Consider the following 17,368-nt stretch of genomic DNA (forward strand, 5'->3'; position numbering starts at 1 on the left):
GGGTGGCGCGCCCCCACCCCGCGCACCCCGCGCCTCCCGCGCCCGGCCGGGCCGGCGCTCGCCCCCGCTCCCCGGCTCACCCCTCCTCCAGCTCCCGGACGCAGCGCCATTCGGAGCCGTACGGGCGGTAGCCCAGGGCGTGGTTGACGGCGAGCATCGGGGCGTTGGACGCGTCGTTGCCGGTGAACGCCTCGGTGCAGCCCGCGTCCCGGGCCCGGCGCAGGGACGCCGTCTTGGCGAGGCGGGCCAGGCCGCGGCCCCGATGCGCCCGCCGCGTCCCGGTCATGCTGGAGGAATACCGGCCCAGGCCGTCGGTGGCCGCCAGGGTGAAGGCCGCGACCTCACCGTCGACGGTCACCACCGTCGTCAGCCGCGGATCGTGGTCGGGCTGCTCCCAGATCTGCCGCCGCCAGTGCGCGTACGTCATGGCGTCGCACGGCACATCGCCCGGCTCGTCCGCCGCCGTCTCGGCGTCCGCGGCGAACACCGGCGTGGGGTCCGCGGCGAAATCGGCGCCCGTGTGCAGCCGTACGCCCGGCGGCAGCTCGCCGGGCGGCGGCAGCGCCGCGCCCGCCAGACCGACCCGGAGGAAGTGGGCCGGGCGGGTCCGGCGGTAGCCGCGCCGGTCCGCGAAGGCGAGGGGGCCCGGCGCGTTCTCCACCCAGGCGAAGATCCGTTCCGCGCCGACCGCCGCGAGATGCTCCTCGGCGGCGCCCAGCAGTGCCGCGCCCGCCCCGTACCACCGGTGCCCGGGGTGCACATGGGGCGTCGCGGAGCCCTGCCCCGGCACGCTGCTGTCGTGCACCAGATGGGCGGTGACGGCTCCGATCACCCGGCCCTCGCGCTCCGCGACGAGGCACCGCAATCGCTGTTCCGGGGCGGCGGTGGCGAGCTGCCGGACGAGGCCCCGCGGGGTGGAGATGACGGCGGGGAGGGCGGCGCGCCGCAGGTCGGCGACGGCCTGGGCGTCCGAGGGACGGAAGTCACGCACGGTGGGACTCATGGCCGCGGACGGTACGCCACGGGCGGCGCCGATCGCCTCCGGTTTTCCCGGGCCGGGCGCCGGTCACGACCGGCCCGTCGCCGCACCGGCCCGGTGCGTCCGCCCCACGGTCACGGGGCGGTCCGGTCCGGCATCCGCGGGGCGCCCCACGCCTTCCCTCCAGGGGGCGTACCCGGCCCGCACCGCCCAGCGGATCTCGCCTGGCTCATTCCGGACAGTCCGGAATCTGCATAGGTGGTAGCTACAGCTATCCCGGCGTACCGTGATCAACGTGGGCCGCTGCCGGGATGCGGTGGTCCACTGTCGACGAAGGAGCCGAGATGTGTGGAATCACCGGATGGATCTCCTACGACCGTAACCTCGCCACCGAGCGTCCCACCCTTGAGGCGATGACCGAGACCATGGCGTGCCGTGGCCCGGACGCCGCCGGGATCTGGCTCGACACCCACGCCGCGTTCGGCCACCGCCGCCTCGCCGTCATCGACCTCGACGGCGGCAAGCAGCCCATGGCCGTCGAGCGCGACGGCCGCACCCTGCTCGTCACCACGTACAGCGGCGAGGTCTACAACTACCGCGAGCTGCGGACCGAGCTGGAGGGGCTGGGGCACACCTTCCGCACGCAGAGCGACACCGAGGTCGTGCTCCACGCGTACCTGGAGTGGGGCGAGGCGTTCACCGAGCGCCTCAACGGCATGTACGCCTTCGCGCTCTGGGACCCGCGGACCGAGGAGCTGCTCCTGGTCCGCGACCGGATGGGCATCAAACCGCTCTACTACCAGCCCACCCCGCACGGTGTGCTCTTCGGCTCCGAGCCCAAGGCGATCAACGCCCACCCCGAGGTGCGGCCCGCCGTCGACGCCGAGGGCCTGGCCGAGCTGATCACTTTCACCAAGACCCCCGGCCACGGCGTTTTCAAGGGCATGCACGAGGTCCGTCCCGGCCACACCGTCCGCGTCACCCGCGACGGTCTGACCACCCGCTGCTACTGGGCGCTCCAGGCGCGCGAGCACACCGACGACCTCGACACCACCGTCGGCCGCATCCGCGGTCTGCTCGACGACATCGTCGCCCGCCAGCTCATCGCCGACGTCCCGCTGTGCACCCTGCTCTCCGGTGGCCTCGACTCGTCCGCGATCACCGCGCTCTCCGCCGGTGAGCTGGCCGCGCAGGGCAGCGGCCCGGTCCGCTCGTTCGCCGTCGACTTCACCGGGTACACCGAGAACTTCACCCCGGACGATCTGCGCGGCACGCCCGACGGCCCGTACGCCCGTGCCCTCGCCGAGCATGTCGCCTCCGACCACCACGACATCGTGCTGGACACCGCCGCCCTGATGGACCCGGCGCACCGCGCCGCCGTCCTCGCCGCCCGCGACATGCCCAACGGCTTCGGCGACGGCGACACCTCCCTCTACCTCCTTTTCAAGGCCGTACGGGAACAGTCGACGGTCGCGCTGTCCGGCGAATCAGCCGACGAGATCTTCGGCGGCTACCGCTGGTTCCACGACCCCGAGGCCGTGCACGCCGACACCTTCCCCTGGATAGCCGCCGGTGTCTCGGGCCGCTTCTCCGGCGGCAACGCCGTCCGGGAGGCGCTGCTCGACCGCGGGCTCCTCAAACGGCTCGACCTCAAGGGCTACGAGGACCGCCGCTACCGCGAGGCGCTGGCCGAGGTCCCGTACCTCGACGGCGACGCCGGACTCCAGCGCCGGATGCGCGAGGTCAGCTATCTGCACCTGACCCGCTTCGTGCAGATCCTCCTCGACCGCAAGGACCGCGCCTCGATGGCCGTCGGCCTGGAGGTCCGCGTCCCGTTCTGCGACCACCGGCTCGTCGAGTACGTCTTCAACACCCCCTGGTCGATGAAGACGTTCGACGGCCGCGAGAAGTCGCTGCTGCGCGCCGCCGTCCGCGACGTCCTGCCCGCCTCCGTCGCCGACCGCGTCAAGAGCCCGTACCCCAGCACCCAGGACCCGGGGTACAACGAGGCGCTGCGCAGCGAGCTGCGGGGCGTCGCCGCCGACCGGAACGCCCCCGTCCAGCCGCTGCTGGACTCCGCCGTCGCCAAGGAGGTCACCGCCGACGGCGCGAAGGGCGACATCCGCCCCGGCGCCGAACTGATCCTCGGCCTCGACGCCTGGCTCCGCACCACGGGCACCAGCCTGGAGCTGTGAACCGGACCGCCCCGGGGAGCACACCGCCGCTCCCCGGGGCGGGCACCGGCCGGCCGCACGCCCCTGACGCACAATGGGTGCGACAAACGCGTACGGACCACCCCGGGCCGTACCCGCCCGCACCCCAGGAGCGCCCGCCGTGTCCTCGCCGCAGCACCTCCGGATCATCCTCGACCCCCGGTCCGCCGACGCCCCGTTCGAGCAGGTCCGCGCCCGGATCGCCGACCAGGCCCGGTCCGGGGCCCTGCCCGTGGGGTACCGGCTCCCCACGGTCCGCGGCCTCGCCGACGAGCTGGGGATCGCCGCCAACACCGTTGCCAAGGCGTATCGCGCCCTGGAGGCCGACGGCGTGATCGAGACCCGCGGCCGCAACGGCAGCTTCGTCGCCGCGGCGGGCGAGGCCGCCGACAAGGAGGCCGCCACGGCCGCCGCCGACTATGCCCGCCGCGCCCACCGCCTGGGCCTGGACCACGACGCCGCCCTCGCCGCCGTCCGGGACGCGCTCCGCGCCGCGTACGGCACCGGCGGCTGACCCCCGACGGCCGGTACGCGCAGACATGCCCGCCCGCACGGCTGCACGAATCGTGCGCCGCGCCGCGCCTATCGTGACGGTATGAGCAACCTCGATCTGAGACCCGTCACCAAACGCTGCGGGGGCAACGGCCGCACGGGGCCGGTCCGCGACGTCCAGCCCGGCAAGCAGGTGCCGCTCGGCGAGTCCACCCTCGTCCGCCGCCTGCTGCCCAACCTCGGCCGCCGCATGGTCGGTGCCTGGTGCTTCGTCGACCACTACGGTCCCGACGACATCGCCGACGAGCCCGGTATGCAGGTGCCGCCGCATCCGCACATGGGCCTGCAGACCGTCAGCTGGCTGCACGACGGTGAGGTGCTGCACCGCGACAGTCTGGGCAGCCTGCAGACCGTCCGTCCGCGCGAACTGGGCCTGATGACCTCGGGGTGGGCCATCGCGCACTCCGAGGAATCGCCACGCGACCACCCCCGGCTGCTGCACGGCGCGCAGCTGTGGGTCGCTCTGCCCGGCGAACACCGCCACACCGAGCCGTCGTTCGAGCACCACGACGACCTGCCTGTCGTCACCGGGGCCGGCGGCCTGACCGCCACCGTCATCCTCGGCGAACTGGCCGGTGCCACGTCACCCGGCACCACGTACTCCCCGCTCGTCGGCGCCGACCTCGCCCTCGCCGCCGGGACCGACACCCGGCTGCCGGTCGACCCGGACTTCGAGTACGCCGCCCTGACCATCTCCGGCGAGAGCGAGGTCGACGGCGTACGCCTCGCCCCCGGCTCCCTCCTCTACCTCGGCTGCGGCCGCACCGAACTTCCGCTCCGCGCCCCCACCGACTGCGCCCTGCTCCTCCTCGGCGGCGAACCCTTCGAGGAGAACGTGATCATGTGGTGGAACTTCGTCGGCCGCACCCAGGACGACATCGAACAGGCCCGCGCCGACTGGATCGCGGGCGACCGCTTCGGCACCGTACGCGGCTACGACGGGGCCCGGCTGCCTGCTCCGGCGCTGCCGGGGGTGCCGTTGAAGCCGCGGGGGAGGGTGCGCTGAGCTGCGCTTCCGGCCCCGGGAAGCGGCATGGGGCGGAGCGGCCGGGCGGGAGGCGCCCGCGGAGTAACGCTCAGCCGCCGGCCGGGACGGCTGGGGGATGCTCGTCGAGTTTGCCGAAGTCGCCGAAGCGGTCGGCGTAGGTGGCGTGTTCGAAGTCGAGGACGCAGCTGATCCGGCCGTCGCGGACGAGGACGTTCGGCAGCCACAGATCGCCGTGGGTGAGGGCGGGGACGTTCGCCGTGTCGTCGAGCCGTGTCAGGGTGGCACGGAGCGCGGAGCGGAGGGTGCCGGCGTCGCCGATCAGGGTGAGGTCGGCCTGTGGAAGCAGTGCCTCCAGCTCGGTTCCGACCGATTCCCGCAGCGACGGCGTCGTGGGGCAGTAGCCGCCGGTATCGCACCACGGGGATGCCGTGTGCGGCCGCCACCTGTGCGGCGGTGACGAGCCGTCGCAGATGCGCGGCGGACGGTTCGCGTTGCACCACTTTGACCAGCAGGCGGCCCTCGTCCGTGTCGGCCACCACGTAGGGGATACGTTGCGGGGTACCGCCCGATGTCGCCGGCGGGTCTCCGCTCCGTGCGCCCGCGGCGGGGCGGGGACCGGGTGCGAGGATGGCGATATGGGATCTGAGGACGGATATCTGCTCGACAACAGGCGGCGCGAGGCGGGGCGGCGTTTCGACGCGTTCGCGGAGCTTTTCGACCCGTGGACGTTCACCCACCTCGACCGGCTGGGGATCGGCGAGGGGTGGCGCTGCTGGGAGGTCGGCGCGGGCGGGGCCTCGGTGCCTGCGGGGCTCGCCGGGCGCGTCGGGCCGGCCGGCCGGGTCTGGGCGACGGACCTCGACACCTCGTGGCTGACCGGCCCCGGCAACGCCACGACGGAGGTGCTGCGGCACGACGTGACCCGGGACGAGCCGCCCGCCACCGGCCTCGATCTGGTCCATGCGCGGCTGCTGCTGGTGCATCTGCCGGACCGGGCGGCGGTTCTCGAACGGCTGGTATCGGCGCTGCGGCCCGGCGGCTGGCTGGTGGTGGAGGACGCCGATCCGGCGCTGCAGCCCCTTGCCTGCCCGGCCGAGGAGGGCCCGGAGGGGGAGCGGGCCGAGCGCATCCGCCGGGGGTTCCGTGCGCTGCTGGCCGGGCGGGGCGCGGATCTGGCGTTCGGCCGTTCCCTGCCGAAGCTGCTGCGCGGCGCGGGGCTGACGGACGTACAGGCCGAGGGGTACTTCCCGGTCACCTCGCCCGCCTGCCGCGAGCTGGAGGCGGCGACGGTACGGCATGTGCGCGGGGAACTGACGGATTCCGGGGCGGCGACGGATGCGGAGATCGACGCGCACCTGGAGTGGCTGGCCCGGGAGGACGTCGCGGTCACTCCGGCGCCGCTGATCACCTGCTGGGGGCGGAGGAGCGGCGAGAGCTGACGGGGCCACACCCACTGACGGCCCGTCCGGTGGCGGCGCCCTGCCCTGCCGCTGGGCGCCGCCCTGCCCTGTCGCCGTACCGCCGTCGGCCCCGGGCTGTCCAGGGCCATGCGATCCGGCCCCGGACCGGGCACGCCGTCTCGGCCCCGGGGCGGCCCCGGCCCCGCCCCCACCCGCCAGGCAAAGGCCCCCGGGCAGCGCCCCACACGGACGACAAGGACACCCCTCCATTCGTCTCCATTCGTCAGTGGTCGCCCTCCAGTGGCCAGGTGGCGGCGCGCGACGCGCTGGGATGCGTTTCCCCGTCCTGCCCGCGGCATGGCCGACAAGCCGCCCATTCCTCCGCCGCGTTCGGGTCAACCATCTAATCTGACGATGAGCGGATGAGGGGGCGGCGCCGTCCGCCCCGCGACCGCGCGCAGCGCCGAAAGAGGCGACAGCGGAGTCGAGTTGAGGTGGGGATCGGACATATGGCCAGATTCAGGATGAGCCGTCGCGGCCGGACCGTCGCGTACACGATGGCGGGCACCGTGCTCGCCCCGCTGCTGGCCGGTCTCGGGGCCGCGCCCGCACAGGCCGCGTCCGGCTCCTGGTGCGGCGGCTCCCAGGGGCCGTACCAGAAGCAGGCCGAGAAGTTCCTGGGCCGCAAGGTCGACGGCAAGCAGTCCCAAGGCGACTGCCGGGCGATCCGCGCATTTCAGGTCAGCCACGCCATCCACCCGCAGTACGGCTACGCGGGGCCTGTGACCTGGAAGATGATGAAGGTCGTCAAGCCGCAGCAGGACGCCCGCAGCAACCCCAACCGCGCCGGACGGTGCCCCACCAACCGGGGCCGCATCGCCTGCGTCGACCTGACCCGGCAGATCAGCTGGATCCAGGACGGCCGGCACCTCGTCAAGCGGCCGGTGCCCGTCCGCACCGGCCGCAACGGCAACGAGACCCGCACCGGCCTGCACAAGGTCTACTGGCGGCACAAGAACCACGTGTCGTCGCTGTACCACGTCTCGATGCCGTACTCCCAGTTCTTCGACGGCGGCGAGGCGTTCCACGCGATCAGCGGCAGCGTCTGGTCCGCCCCGGGCTCGCACGGCTGCGTCAACATGCGCACCGCCGACGCCAAGGCGTACTGGAAGCTGCTCTCCACCGGTGACGACGTCTTCGTCTACGGACGCAAGCCCGGCACCTGAGCCACCGCACGGCACACGACGGCGCCCGGGACCGCAACGGCCCCGGGCGCCTGTGTGTCGGGGGTGTCAGTGCCCCGAGGGCTTGGTGGCGGTCACCTCCGCGGCGTCCACCAGGACGTACCGGTGGTTGAACTGCACGGTGTAGTACCGCTTCGCGCCGTGCACCACCTTGCCGTTGGACGGCGAGAAGTCCGACGCCGCCTCCGGCTCCCCGCTGGTGACGTACGCCTGACCTGCGCGGATCCCGTATTTCTTCGCCGTCAGCGGCGTCTGCTTCGACGGCTTCACGTCCGCCGGGTACTCGGACTCCTCCGGGTACGCCGTGCCGTACACATGCGCCGCGCCGGTACCGGCAGGCTGCACGATGCGCACATCAGTGGCCGGAGTGGTGTTGCGGCCGCCGGGGTTGTGGATCCAGCCCTTCTGGCCGTCGAACCAGATGGCGGTCCAGTCGCCCTGCTGACCGGCCACCACGAACTGCTGCCCCGCCTGGACGGTGGTGCTCCAGTCCGCGACGCCGTCCGTACCGGCCTTGTCGTCCTCGCCCGCGTGCACGACCGGGTCGAGCAGCAGCGGCGCGTCGTCGGCGGGCGCGCTGCGCACGAACAGGGCGCTGGACGGACCACTCTGCGGCCCGCACTCCTTCACCTTGCCGGACGGGTCGTCCGCCGGGCAGACGGTGTACGTCTGGCGGTTCTCGTCGAAGCCCGGCGTGATGGTCACCGCCGAACCGACCGGTCCGACGCCCCGCGCGCCCTCGTCGACGGGGGCGCCGATCAGCCGCATGAAGCGCGTCCAGTCCCAGCTGTTGCCCGGGTCCCAGTGCATGCCCGCGAGGGTGTCGTCCGAGGGGCCGGTGACGTTGTCGTGCCCGAGGATGTGGCGGCGGTCCAGCGGGATGTCGTACTTGGCCGCCAGCCACTTCACCAGCTCCGCCGTCTTCTCGTAGACGACCGGCGTGTACCAGTCCGCGCCGTGCGCCGAGAAGCCCTCGTGTTCGATCTGGAGGGAGTGGAGGTTGCTGTCGTAGTTGCCGTCCCCGAACGCGACGTCCTTGTTGGGCACCATCTGCGTGACCTCGCCGTCGGAGGCACGCATGACGTACTGCGCCGAGGCGCCGCCCGCCGTCTGGAACGTCTTGATCGCGTTCTCGTACGAGCCCTCCGTGGTGTGGAGGATGATCTGCGTGATCTTGACGCCGTTCGCCGGCCGGTCGGAGACCTGCCCGTTGGCGGCCGCAGCCGGTACGAAGGTGCAGGACAGCGTCGCGGGGCACTCGGTCGCCGGCGTCGGGGTGTCGGTGAGCCGCAGCTTGGCGAACTGCCGGGTGACGGGCTTGGCGGACGGCACCGCCTGCATCGTCACCGCACCACCGTCCGACTGCCGCCGCGCACCGGAATTGATCGCGGAGAAGACGGAGGCGACGTACGAGGTGGCCGCCTTCTTGTCCGTCAGACGGCTGTACCTGGCCACCGCCGCGGTCCACTGCGACGGGTCGTCGGACGTCCCGCCCGTCAACTGCTTCTGGTACGAGGCGAGGAGCGCGGCGCCACCGCGGATGTTGTCCGCGGAGCGGGTCCGCAGCTTGTCGGCCGGGAGCCCGGTCAGCTCGGCGGCGGCGCGCAGGGTGTGCAGTTCGGGGTGGTCCGCGAACGAGGTGAGGTCCGAGCGTCCGGCGGCACCGGCGGCGCCCCCGGAGACCATCTTCGGCGTCACGTCAGTGAGGTTCATCAGGCCCCAGCCGCCGGTCTGGCTGTAGCCGGAGTGCTGCTGCCAGCCGGACTCCTGACGGGCCACGCCCAGCAGTACCGGCAGCGGAACGTGGAACTCCTTGGCGGCCGCGGTGAATTCGGCCTGCAAGGAGGGCGTCGGGGCGTCGTTCTGGGCCTGCGCCAGGGAGGGCAGAAAAGCGAAGGCGCCTGCGGCCAGCGTCCCGCCGAGGACCGCCGCGGGAAGCCAGCGTTTCTTCTTGCGCTTGTGCAAAAGATTCCCTTCGATACAACGGTGCACCGGGCGATACCGGGAGAAAGGCCGTGACATCGCGGGCGGTGCACCGGGTGGGGGGCGGCGCGAAACCACGCGGACACACCACAGGCGGGCAACTCGCCTCGGCGGGGGGTGGTTTCGGCACCGTACGACATGAGATCAGAAAATCTTTTCGGTTCCCAGTGCGGTAGCCGATTGTGACCTCACCTTCAGTGGTCCGTCGTCCGGCGTTCGCCGTGGTACGCGGCCCGTGTGGGGACGGCCGCGCCGCCCCGCGCGGGCCGCGTCCCCGGCTCCGCGACCGGCACCCGGGCCCGTGCAACCAACCCGCGCTCCGCGGTGTTTCACGAACGGAAGACAACACCGCCCCGCATGCAGCCGGGGGAGCGCGGCGGCGCCTTCCGCACCGCCGGTGACCGCCGTCGGAATGCACAGCGAACGCACCACACACACGGTGTGATGTGAGGAGAGGCAGCCATGGAAGAGTTCGCGGCCTTATCGGCGATGGAGCTTGCCGCCCGGATCCGCGAGGGGAGCGTCTCACCCGTCGAGGCGGTCCGCGCCAGCCTGGAGCGGATCGAGCAGCTCAACCCCTCGGTCAACGCATTCGTCACCGTCTGCGCCGACGAAGCCCTCGCCCACGCCCGGGAGGCCGAGCGTGCGGTGGCGGCGGGCGCGGAGCCGGGCCCGCTGCACGGCGTCCCCATCGGGGTGAAGGACCTCGACCCCGTCGCGGGCGTGCGCACCACCCGCGGCTCCCGGGTCTTCGCCGACGACGTCCCGGCCGACACCATCCTCTGTGTCGACCGCCTCGTCCGCGCCGGGGCCATCGTCGTCGGCAAGACCAACACCCCGGAATTCGGTTTCAAGGCCACCACCGACAGCGCCCTGTTGGGCCCCGCCTCGACCCCCTTCAACCTCGCGATGAACGCCGGCGGTTCCTCCGGCGGCAGCGCAGCCGCCGTCGCCACCGGCATGGTCCCGCTCGCCCAGGGCTCGGACGCCGGCGGATCCCTGCGGGTGCCCGGCGCGTTCTGCGGCGTCTTCACGATGATGACCACCTTCGGCCGGGTCGCCGTCCCCGCCCGCCCCAACGCCTTCCGCCGCCTCAACCCGATGGTCTGCTACGCCCCGCTGGCCCGCACCGTCGAGGACGCCGTCCTCGGCCTGGACCTCATGTCGGGTCCGCATCCACGCGACCCGTACTCCTTCCCCGTGACCGAGCCACTCGCCGACGCCCTCTCGCCGTCGCTGACCGGCATGCGCATCGCTTACCTCCCCGACCTCGGCGGCTACCCGGTCGAGCCCGAGGTGGAGGCCGCCGTACGGGCCGCGCTGCCGCTGCTGAAGGAGGCCGGTGCGGAGGTGGTGGAGGTCGACGACTTCCGCCTGCCGGTCCCGCACGCCGAGCTGACCGCCCGCTGGCGCCGCTATCTCTCCCTCTGTCATGCGGAATCCGCCGAGGTCAGCAAGGCCCAGGGGATCGACCTGCTGGGCGAGCAGGGCCGGGACGTCGACCCCGCGTACCTGGAGAGCGTCCGCACCGGCGCCGCCCTGGACGTCGTGCAGTTCCGCCTCGGCGACCTGGTCCGCACCCGTGTCCTGGACACCTTCGAGGACCTCTTCGACGCCTACGACCTCGTCGTCAGTCCCGTGAACTGCGTCGCCGGTATCGCCAACGACGCCACCCGCACCACCGTCGGCCCCGCCGAGGTCGCCGGGCAGCCGGTCGACCCGTTCGTCGGCTGGTCGATGACGAGCCCGTTCAACCTCATCGGCAGCCCCGCCGCCACCGTGCCCGTGGGCCGCGCGGCCCACGGCGTTCCCATCGGAATGCAGTTCGCCGCCCGCCGCCATCACGACGCGGCCGTCGTGCGTGGCGCGGTCGCCTGCCAGGAACACCTGCCCTGGAAACACCTCTACGAGGACCTGGACCCGGCCCTCACCACCCGATGACCGCACCCGGGGCCCCTGGCCCCACCGCACCTGGCACGCCGAGCAAGGACACCCCTGAGATGACCGACCTCTCCTCCCCTCCGGTACCGCTCCACGCCGCCCTCTTCGACCTCGACGGCACCCTGATCGCCACCGAACACCGCAGCCGCGCCGCCTGGACCCGCCTCTTCCACGTCCATGGCCTGGAGGTCGACGACGCGCTGCTGGCAACCTTCGTCGGACGCCGCGGCCAGGAGGCGCTGGCCGACCATGTCCACCGGTTCCCCGGCAGCACCGTCGCCGACCTCTTCGACGAGGCCGTCGGCTACCTCAACGGCCCGGACATCCCCCCGCCCCACCCCGTACCGGGCGCCGCCGAGCTGGTGCGGCGACTGCACGACGCGGGCGTCCCGATGGCGGTCGTCACCTCCGGGCTCCGCGAGCACGCCGGGGCCCTGCTGGACCACATCGGCGGCGCCGACCTCTTCACCACGATGGTCACCGCCGAGGACGTGGCCCGCGGCAAACCCCACCCCGAAGGGTTCCTCGCCGGATGCGCGGCCCTGGGCGTCACCCCCGACCGGGCGGTGGCGTTCGAGGACGCCCCCGCCGGTGTCGCCGCGGCCAAGTCTGCCGGGCTGGCCTGCGTAGCCCTGACCACCACCCACGACGCCGAGGCGTTGAAGGCCGCCGACCTCGTCGTGCCCGACCTCAGCGACATCGCCTGGCCGCCGCTGTCCCTGACCGCGGCCTGACCAACGGAACGGAGGGATCCCACCATGCGGCCCCAGCCGCCCGACCCGGGGAGTGCCGCCCCGGAACACACCACCACGGCGCGGCCCGGGGCCGCGGGCGGGAGCCTTCGTCCGGCCGTCCACCGGTGGCGACTGCTCACCGCGCTCCTCGCGGCCCAGTTCATGGCCAACATCGACACCGCCATCGCCAACATCGCCGCCCCCGCCATCCAGAGCGATCTCGGTGCCTCCGGCGGCGAAGCGGGCCTGGTGGTCTCCGGCTACGTCGTGGCCTACGCGGTCCTGCTTGTCGCGGGAGCCCGCCTCGGCGGCAGCCGTGGCCACCGCCGGATCTTCCTCGCGGGCATGGCGCTCTTCACCGCCGCGTCCCTCGCCTGCGCCCTGGCCTTCGACCCGGCCACACTGATCGCGTCCCGGATCGCCCAGGGCGCGGGCGCGGCACTGATGGTGCCCCAGGTCCTGAGCGGCATTCAGCTGTACTTCACCGGACGACAGCGCATCAAGGCGCTGGGCTACTACGCCATCGCCCTCTCAGGCGGCGCCGTGGCGGGCCAGGCCCTCGGCGGAGTCCTGATCGCCGCTGACATCCTCGGCACCGGCTGGCGCCCGATCTTCCTCATCAACGTCCCGGCCGGATTGCTGCTCTTGTGGGCAGCGGTGCGGGTGATGCCGGCGGATGCGGGGGAGGGGGGTGCCTCAGCCGGGACTTGGGCGGCGGGCTCGGGGGCTGCGGCGGCTGCGGCCTCTCGCCCTGGGCCCTCCGCCCCCGAGTACGTCCGCCCGGAGGCTGTCGGTCCGGGGCCCGCACGCCCCGAGTCCGCCCGTCCCGAACCTGCCTTCCTGGAGACGATCCCTGACGCTGCCGGGGGTCCGCTCTCTTCCGGCCCCGGCCCCGGGGCGGGAAACCCGGAGTCCGCCCATTCCGGGCCTGCCTGCCAGGAAGCCGCCTCTGGCCCTGCCAAGGACGCGTTTCCTTCCGGCTCCGGCTCCGGCTCCGGCTCCGGTCCCGGCTCTGGCTCCGGCTCCGGCTCCGGTCCCGCTCCTCGCCCTGGTACCACCACGATCGTGACGGTTCCCGACGACGTCGACGTCCATGGCATGGCGCTGCTGGCCACCACGGTGCTGCTGCTCATCGTGCCGCTGCTGTTGGGCACCGACGCCGGATGGCCCTGGTGGATGTGGGTCTGTCTGGCGGCCGCCGTGCCCATGGGGGCGGCGTTCCGGCGCAGCCAACGGCGCCGCGCTGCGCGGGGCGGACGGCCGCTGATCGCCGAGGAGGTGGTCCGCGAACCGGCGATCCGTTGGTCCCTGGCCGCACACGGCGCCACCACCATGACGTACTTCGCCCTCCTCTTCGTACTCGCCGTATACCTCCAGGAGGGACTGGGCCGCGGCCCCGCCTATGCGGGGATGGCCATGATCTCCTGGGTCGCCGCGTTCGGCCTGGCCGGTCCGCTGCTGGCCCGGGTGCCGTCCCGGTACGCCGTCGTGATGCCCGCGGTGGGCTGCACCGTCCTGGCGGGCGGCTACGCCGCGGTGTGGCTCTACCTCGTGACGGGCCATCGCACCGGCCCGCCGCTCTTCCTGCTGCTGGGCATCGGCGGGCTCGGCCTGGGCATCAGCTCCAACTCCCTGATCGCCCGGATGACGTTCGTACTGCCGGACCGCTACGCCGCCGATCTGTCCGGCGTCATCAGCACCAACGCGCAACTGTGCGGTGCGCTCGGCGTCGCGACACTGGGCGGCGGCTACCTCCACCTGACCGACGGCGGCTCGGCCTCCGCCACCGCATCGGCCCACGCGCTCCAGGCGGTACTGGCCACCTCCGCCGTCCTGGCGGTGCTCTCCGCACTGGCTTCCCAACGTGGCGGCCGCACCCGCCCCACAGAAGCCGAGCCCACCACTCCCGTGGCCCTGACAACAACCGTCACCACGACCACCACGACCAGACCGGAGCGGGGCGACCCGTAGCGGAAGAGGAGGAGGCGGGGCGGGTGGGCTGGGGGAGGGGGAGGGGGAGGGGAAAGCCAAGAAGCCGGCAGCCCACCGAGCCAACCACCAAAAGACCGACCAACCCCACTGCCGCGACGCCCTCGACGGCTACCGCCACCCCCAACACCGACGACGGGCAGGCACGCACCCTCCACCACCTCGGCCACCTGGCGGCCGCCCTGGACCAGCCCGCCGAGGCCCGCCGCTGGTGGGAGCTGGCCCGCACGGCATACGGGAACGCGGAACTGCCCCAGCACGCCGACGAGATCACCGCCCTGCCGGCCGAACCCCCGGACGAAGATCCCACCGTGGCCCCGCCCTCCGGCCGCGCCACGGGCCCGCGCCCGCCCGCGCCCGCCCGCGCCCGCCCGCGCCCGGACGCACCCGGCCCGACGCTCCCTGACACGCACCGCCATCCGATGGCCCCGCGCGTCTGCCCCGCCCCGCCCCGCCCCATACCAGGGCGGGGCAGGCGCCTGCCGCTGCCTACCGCGACGCATACGGCAGGAGCGCCATCTCCCGGGCGTTCTTGATCGCACGGGCCAGCTGCCGCTGCTGCTGTGCGGTGACGCGGGTGATCCGACGGCTGCGGATCTTGCCGCGGTCCGAGAGGAACGTCCGGAGCAGGGCGGTGTCCTTGTAGTCGACGTACGTGATGCCCGCCCGGTCAAGGGGGTGGGGACGGGGCCGGGACGCCTTGCGGGGAGCGGGACGGCGAGTCATGGCAGAACCTTTCAGCGGAGTCGGTGAGGGGAAGGCGGGGAGTCGGATGCGGTGGCGGGAGAGCCGGGGAACGCCGGAGTCGATGGTGAGAGAGCGGAGAACGTGCGAATCGCCGGAGGAAGGGCCGAGGAGGCCGGAGCCAGCGGTCCGAGGGACGGACCAGCGACAGGAAGGGGCCGTAGCCCCCGACACCGTCAGACCGTCGGCTCCAACAGCCCGTCAAACGCCCCCGGAAGCCGCTTCCACGCCTCGCGGCCGCCGACGCACTCCGCGTCCGTCAGCAGGCACGAGTCGAGCAGCCGAGTCAGGCCGTCGCGGTCGAGGCCAGGGGCGGTGAAGACCAGGTGCTGGCAGCAGTCGCCGTGCTCGGGGTGCCAGTCCAGGGCGGCGGCCGCGCGGCGGACCGGCGGCACCAGTTCCCAGGCGGCGTCGGGCAGCGAGGCGAGCCACGGCCCGGTGTTCTCCACGCACAGGGCGCCCCCGGCGGCGTCCCAGGACAGCAGCGTGTCGGGGCGGTCGGCGAGCCAGAACCGGCCGCGGCTGCGGGCAGCGGCGCACGTCAGGTCCTCCAGCGCGTCGTAGAGCCGCTCCGGGTGGAAGGGGCGGTGGCGGCGCCACACCAGGGTCGTGACGCCGCACTCGTCGGCCTCCTGCGGCAGCAGCGCGCACGCCGGATGCTGGGCCGTCGCCGCGGCGTCCACGTCGAACCCTCGGTCCTCGCCGAGTGCGGCCCGCACCAGCAGGCCGGACGTTGCCGGGAGGTGTCGGGCCGTCGGATGCAGCTGGGCCAGCAGCGCGCGGTCCGCGTCGTCGGCGTCCGGGCTGTCGACGACGGCGAGGACCGGCGCGTACTCCAGTTGGCGCGCCCAGGTGTCGCCGACCGTGCGCTGATCGGTGGCGGCCGCGGCGAGCCCGGCCTCGGCGAGGTCGTCGCCGTTGGACAGGACCGGCAGGACGAGCGCCGGATCGACGGCGGTGACGACGGTGGTGAGGATCAGCCCGTCCCCGCCGTGGGCCGCGACGACCTCGGCCATCGCGCGGGGTTCCACGGAGTCCCACAGCTCCACGACGGCCAGCCGGTGCAGACCGCTGTCGGCCAGCCGCCGGAGTTCGGGGACCAGATCCTCCCGCAGCGCGCAGCAGGCACAGTCGTTGACCAGTGGCGATTCGCCGCGCGACAGTTCGCCGTCGGCGTCGCGGAGGGTGCGCAGCACGGTGCCGTCGGCCGAGGCGCCGAGGTCGTGGTGGAGGGCGACGGCGTCCGGCACCGCGGTCAGGAGCCGCCGTACGACCTCCTGCCGGGCCTCGGCGTGCAGCCCGCCGACGAGGACGACGGGCAGTCGACGGGCGGTGCCGCTCATCGGGCGTCCCGCCGATCGTCCCGTCGGCCGTAGCGGCGCTCGAAGCGTTCGACGCGTCCGGCGGTGTCGAGGACGCGCGTCTGCCCGGTGTAGAAGGGGTGGCTGCGCGAGGAGATCTCGACGTCTATGACGGGGTAGGTGTGGCCGTCCTCCCATTCGACGGTGGCGTCGGAGGTCGCGGTGGAGCGGGTGAGGAAGGCGAAACCGGCGGCCTTGTCGCGGAAGACGACGGGGCCGTAGGCGGGGTGGATTCCGGGCTTCATGACGGGATGGTCCTGCCTGTTCTCTCTGCTGCGGTCTGCTCTGACTGTGCTGTCTCTTGTGCGCGTGCGGCGCCCGTGCCGTCCGTCACGGCTTCGGGTGCTCGGCCCGCTCAGCGCTCCTCGCGGAAGTCGACATGTCGGCCGGCGACCGGGTCGTACTTGCGCAGGACGAGGCGGTCGGGGTCGTTCCGGCGGTTCTTGCGGGTGACGTAGGTGTAGCCGGTCCCGGCGGTGGAGCGGAGTTTGACGACGGGGCGGAGTTCGTTGCGTGCCATGCCGCTACTATATGGGAATGGTTTTCATTATCGACAACGCCCTCGGGGAAAGGTGATGCCTCTCATGTCCGCCCACTGTCAGCTGACCGGAGCCAGGCCCGGCTTCGGCAACACGATCTCCCATTCGCACCGCCGCACCTCCCGCCGCTTCGACCCGAACATCCAGCGCAAGCGCTACTGGCTCCCGAGCGAGGGGCGGCACGTCCGCCTCACGCTCAGTGCCCGGGCGATCAAGACGATGGATGTCATCGGTGTCGAGGCGGCGGTGGCGCGGATCCGTGCGCGAGGAGGCAAGGTCTGATGGCCAAGCAGAGCAAGATCGCGAAGAACGAACGGCGCAAGGCGGTCGTCGCCCGCTACGCGGCCCGGCGCGCCGAGTTGAAGGAGGTCATCCGGCGTCCGGCCTCCAGTGATGCCGAACGCATCGCCGCCGAAGCCGAGTTGCGTCGTCAGCCGCGCGACGCCAGCGCGACCCGGGTGCGCAATCGTGACGGCGTCGACGGGCGCCCCCGCGGCCATCTGGGGAAGTTCGGGATGTCCCGCGTGCGGATGCGCGAGCAGGCGCACGCCGGATTCCTCCCCGGGGTCACCAAGTCGTCCTGGTGACCCTCCGGCGTCGGGCCGCGTGCCCGGCGGAGGGGGGGGGGGGGGCCCCCCCCGGGGGGGCCCGCCCCGGGGGCGGGGGGGGGGGGGCGGGGGGGGGGGGTGTCGCACTCGGGC

At 73.2% G+C, this 17,368-nt stretch carries 17 protein-coding genes; 10 read left to right on the plus strand and 7 right to left on the minus strand.

Annotated features, from left to right (window positions below):
- Positions 1 to 76 precede the first annotated feature (76 nt).
- On the minus strand, positions 77 to 1,003 hold the full coding sequence (locus ACFWWQ_RS17705) for a GNAT family N-acetyltransferase (protein ID WP_384597064.1): 927 nt from the start codon (positions 1,001 to 1,003) through the stop codon (positions 77 to 79).
- Positions 1,004 to 1,323: 320 nt separating this feature from the next.
- Here ACFWWQ_RS17705 and asnB point away from each other — a divergent pair, with 320 nt between their 5' ends.
- The 3 genes from asnB (at position 1,324) to ACFWWQ_RS17720 (ending at position 4,750) form a co-directional block, all read left to right on the plus strand.
- Positions 1,324 to 3,174, plus strand: a complete 1,851-nt coding sequence (asnB, locus tag ACFWWQ_RS17710; RefSeq protein ID WP_384597066.1) for an asparagine synthase (glutamine-hydrolyzing) — start codon at positions 1,324 to 1,326, stop codon at positions 3,172 to 3,174.
- 139 nt (positions 3,175 to 3,313) lie between these two features.
- Positions 3,314 to 3,706: a GntR family transcriptional regulator gene (locus tag ACFWWQ_RS17715; protein ID WP_384597068.1), complete on the plus strand. Its 393-nt coding sequence runs from the start codon at positions 3,314 to 3,316 to the stop codon at positions 3,704 to 3,706.
- An 81-nt stretch (positions 3,707 to 3,787) separates the two neighbouring features.
- A complete protein-coding gene (locus ACFWWQ_RS17720; RefSeq protein WP_384597070.1) occupies positions 3,788 to 4,750 on the plus strand; it encodes a pirin family protein in 963 nt (320 codons plus the stop codon).
- Between the two features lie 70 nt (positions 4,751 to 4,820).
- Here the strand turns inward: ACFWWQ_RS17720 and ACFWWQ_RS17725 are convergent, their stop codons facing one another.
- Positions 4,821 to 5,399: a phosphotransferase gene (locus ACFWWQ_RS17725; RefSeq protein ID WP_384597072.1), complete on the minus strand. Its 579-nt coding sequence runs from the start codon at positions 5,397 to 5,399 to the stop codon at positions 4,821 to 4,823.
- Here ACFWWQ_RS17725 and ACFWWQ_RS17730 point away from each other — a divergent pair.
- Positions 5,368 to 6,171 (plus strand): methyltransferase domain-containing protein, encoded by an 804-nt coding sequence (locus ACFWWQ_RS17730; RefSeq protein WP_384597074.1) that lies wholly within the window; start codon positions 5,368 to 5,370, stop codon positions 6,169 to 6,171. The two genes, ACFWWQ_RS17725 and ACFWWQ_RS17730, sit on opposite strands and share 32 nt — an antisense overlap.
- A 470-nt stretch (positions 6,172 to 6,641) precedes the next feature.
- Positions 6,642 to 7,358 carry a L,D-transpeptidase gene (locus tag ACFWWQ_RS17735; protein WP_384597076.1) on the plus strand — a complete coding sequence of 239 codons (717 nt, stop codon included), beginning with the start codon at positions 6,642 to 6,644 and terminating at the stop codon, positions 7,356 to 7,358.
- Positions 7,359 to 7,424: 66 nt separating this feature from the next.
- Here ACFWWQ_RS17735 and ACFWWQ_RS17740 read toward each other — a convergent pair whose 3' ends face one another.
- On the minus strand, positions 7,425 to 9,341 hold the full coding sequence (locus ACFWWQ_RS17740) for an N-acetylmuramoyl-L-alanine amidase (protein ID WP_384597078.1): 1,917 nt from the start codon (positions 9,339 to 9,341) through the stop codon (positions 7,425 to 7,427).
- A gap of 480 nt (positions 9,342 to 9,821) precedes the next feature.
- Here ACFWWQ_RS17740 and ACFWWQ_RS17745 point away from each other — a divergent pair, with 480 nt between their 5' ends.
- From ACFWWQ_RS17745 to ACFWWQ_RS17755, 3 genes are read left to right on the plus strand one after another with little or no spacing between them, the layout of a single operon-like run.
- Positions 9,822 to 11,300, plus strand: coding sequence for an amidase (locus ACFWWQ_RS17745; protein WP_384597080.1), 1,479 nt, complete (start codon positions 9,822 to 9,824; stop codon positions 11,298 to 11,300).
- 59 nt (positions 11,301 to 11,359) lie between these two features.
- Positions 11,360 to 12,034 carry an HAD family hydrolase gene (locus ACFWWQ_RS17750; RefSeq protein WP_384597082.1) on the plus strand — a complete coding sequence of 225 codons (675 nt, stop codon included), beginning with the start codon at positions 11,360 to 11,362 and terminating at the stop codon, positions 12,032 to 12,034.
- A gap of 24 nt (positions 12,035 to 12,058) precedes the next feature.
- Positions 12,059 to 14,005: an MFS transporter gene (locus ACFWWQ_RS17755; RefSeq protein ID WP_384597084.1), complete on the plus strand. Its 1,947-nt coding sequence runs from the start codon at positions 12,059 to 12,061 to the stop codon at positions 14,003 to 14,005.
- Positions 14,006 to 14,512: 507 nt separating this feature from the next.
- Here ACFWWQ_RS17755 and rpsR read toward each other — a convergent pair.
- From rpsR to rpmG, 4 genes are all read right to left on the minus strand, one after another.
- Positions 14,513 to 14,749, minus strand: coding sequence for a 30S ribosomal protein S18 (gene rpsR, locus ACFWWQ_RS17760; protein WP_384597086.1), 237 nt, complete (start codon positions 14,747 to 14,749; stop codon positions 14,513 to 14,515).
- A gap of 194 nt (positions 14,750 to 14,943) precedes the next feature.
- Positions 14,944 to 16,110, minus strand: coding sequence for a CobW family GTP-binding protein (locus ACFWWQ_RS17765; RefSeq protein WP_384597088.1), 1,167 nt, complete (start codon positions 16,108 to 16,110; stop codon positions 14,944 to 14,946).
- On the minus strand, positions 16,107 to 16,373 hold the full coding sequence (locus tag ACFWWQ_RS17770; protein WP_143944444.1) for a type B 50S ribosomal protein L31: 267 nt from the start codon (positions 16,371 to 16,373) through the stop codon (positions 16,107 to 16,109). Before ACFWWQ_RS17770 ends, ACFWWQ_RS17765 begins: the two co-directional genes overlap by 4 nt.
- 110 nt (positions 16,374 to 16,483) lie before the next feature.
- Positions 16,484 to 16,648 carry a 50S ribosomal protein L33 gene (rpmG, locus tag ACFWWQ_RS17775; protein WP_030284084.1) on the minus strand — a complete coding sequence of 55 codons (165 nt, stop codon included), beginning with the start codon at positions 16,646 to 16,648 and terminating at the stop codon, positions 16,484 to 16,486.
- 64 nt (positions 16,649 to 16,712) lie between these two features.
- On the opposite strand from rpmG, the gene rpmB reads away from it, so the two are divergent.
- Both rpmB and rpsN read left to right on the plus strand, forming a co-directional pair.
- The gene (gene rpmB, locus ACFWWQ_RS17780) at positions 16,713 to 16,949 is read left to right on the plus strand and encodes a 50S ribosomal protein L28 (protein ID WP_384597091.1); all 237 of its coding nucleotides are present in this window, start codon (positions 16,713 to 16,715) and stop codon (positions 16,947 to 16,949) included.
- A complete protein-coding gene (gene rpsN / locus ACFWWQ_RS17785; RefSeq protein WP_384597094.1) occupies positions 16,949 to 17,254 on the plus strand; it encodes a 30S ribosomal protein S14 in 306 nt (101 codons plus the stop codon). Before rpmB ends, rpsN begins: the two co-directional genes overlap by 1 nt.
- Positions 17,255 to 17,368: the final 114 nt, after the last annotated feature.

Origin of the sequence: Streptomyces sp. NPDC059080, from assembly GCF_042739975.1 — a bacterium.
GTDB classification, from domain to species: domain Bacteria; phylum Actinomycetota; class Actinomycetes; order Streptomycetales; family Streptomycetaceae; genus Streptomyces; species Streptomyces benahoarensis.

What these genes read in the sequence shown, in the direction of transcription:
- ACFWWQ_RS17705 (WP_384597064.1), bottom strand. Translation starts at nt 1,003, where the DNA reads ATGAGTCCCACCGTGCGTGACTTCCGTCCCTCGGACGCCCAGGCCGTC.
- asnB (WP_384597066.1), top strand. Translation starts at nt 1,324, where the DNA reads ATGTGTGGAATCACCGGATGGATCTCCTACGACCGTAACCTCGCCACC.
- ACFWWQ_RS17720 (WP_384597070.1), top strand. Translation starts at nt 3,788, where the DNA reads ATGAGCAACCTCGATCTGAGACCCGTCACCAAACGCTGCGGGGGCAAC.
- ACFWWQ_RS17730 (WP_384597074.1), top strand. Translation starts at nt 5,368, where the DNA reads ATGGGATCTGAGGACGGATATCTGCTCGACAACAGGCGGCGCGAGGCG.
- ACFWWQ_RS17735 (WP_384597076.1), top strand. Translation starts at nt 6,642, where the DNA reads ATGGCCAGATTCAGGATGAGCCGTCGCGGCCGGACCGTCGCGTACACG.
- ACFWWQ_RS17745 (WP_384597080.1), top strand. Translation starts at nt 9,822, where the DNA reads ATGGAAGAGTTCGCGGCCTTATCGGCGATGGAGCTTGCCGCCCGGATC.
- ACFWWQ_RS17750 (WP_384597082.1), top strand. Translation starts at nt 11,360, where the DNA reads ATGACCGACCTCTCCTCCCCTCCGGTACCGCTCCACGCCGCCCTCTTC.
- ACFWWQ_RS17755 (WP_384597084.1), top strand. Translation starts at nt 12,059, where the DNA reads ATGCGGCCCCAGCCGCCCGACCCGGGGAGTGCCGCCCCGGAACACACC.
- rpsR (WP_384597086.1), bottom strand. Translation starts at nt 14,749, where the DNA reads ATGACTCGCCGTCCCGCTCCCCGCAAGGCGTCCCGGCCCCGTCCCCAC.
- ACFWWQ_RS17765 (WP_384597088.1), bottom strand. Translation starts at nt 16,110, where the DNA reads ATGAGCGGCACCGCCCGTCGACTGCCCGTCGTCCTCGTCGGCGGGCTG.
- ACFWWQ_RS17770 (WP_143944444.1), bottom strand. Translation starts at nt 16,373, where the DNA reads ATGAAGCCCGGAATCCACCCCGCCTACGGCCCCGTCGTCTTCCGCGAC.
- rpmG (WP_030284084.1), bottom strand. Translation starts at nt 16,648, where the DNA reads ATGGCACGCAACGAACTCCGCCCCGTCGTCAAACTCCGCTCCACCGCC.
- rpmB (WP_384597091.1), top strand. Translation starts at nt 16,713, where the DNA reads ATGTCCGCCCACTGTCAGCTGACCGGAGCCAGGCCCGGCTTCGGCAAC.
- rpsN (WP_384597094.1), top strand. Translation starts at nt 16,949, where the DNA reads ATGGCCAAGCAGAGCAAGATCGCGAAGAACGAACGGCGCAAGGCGGTC.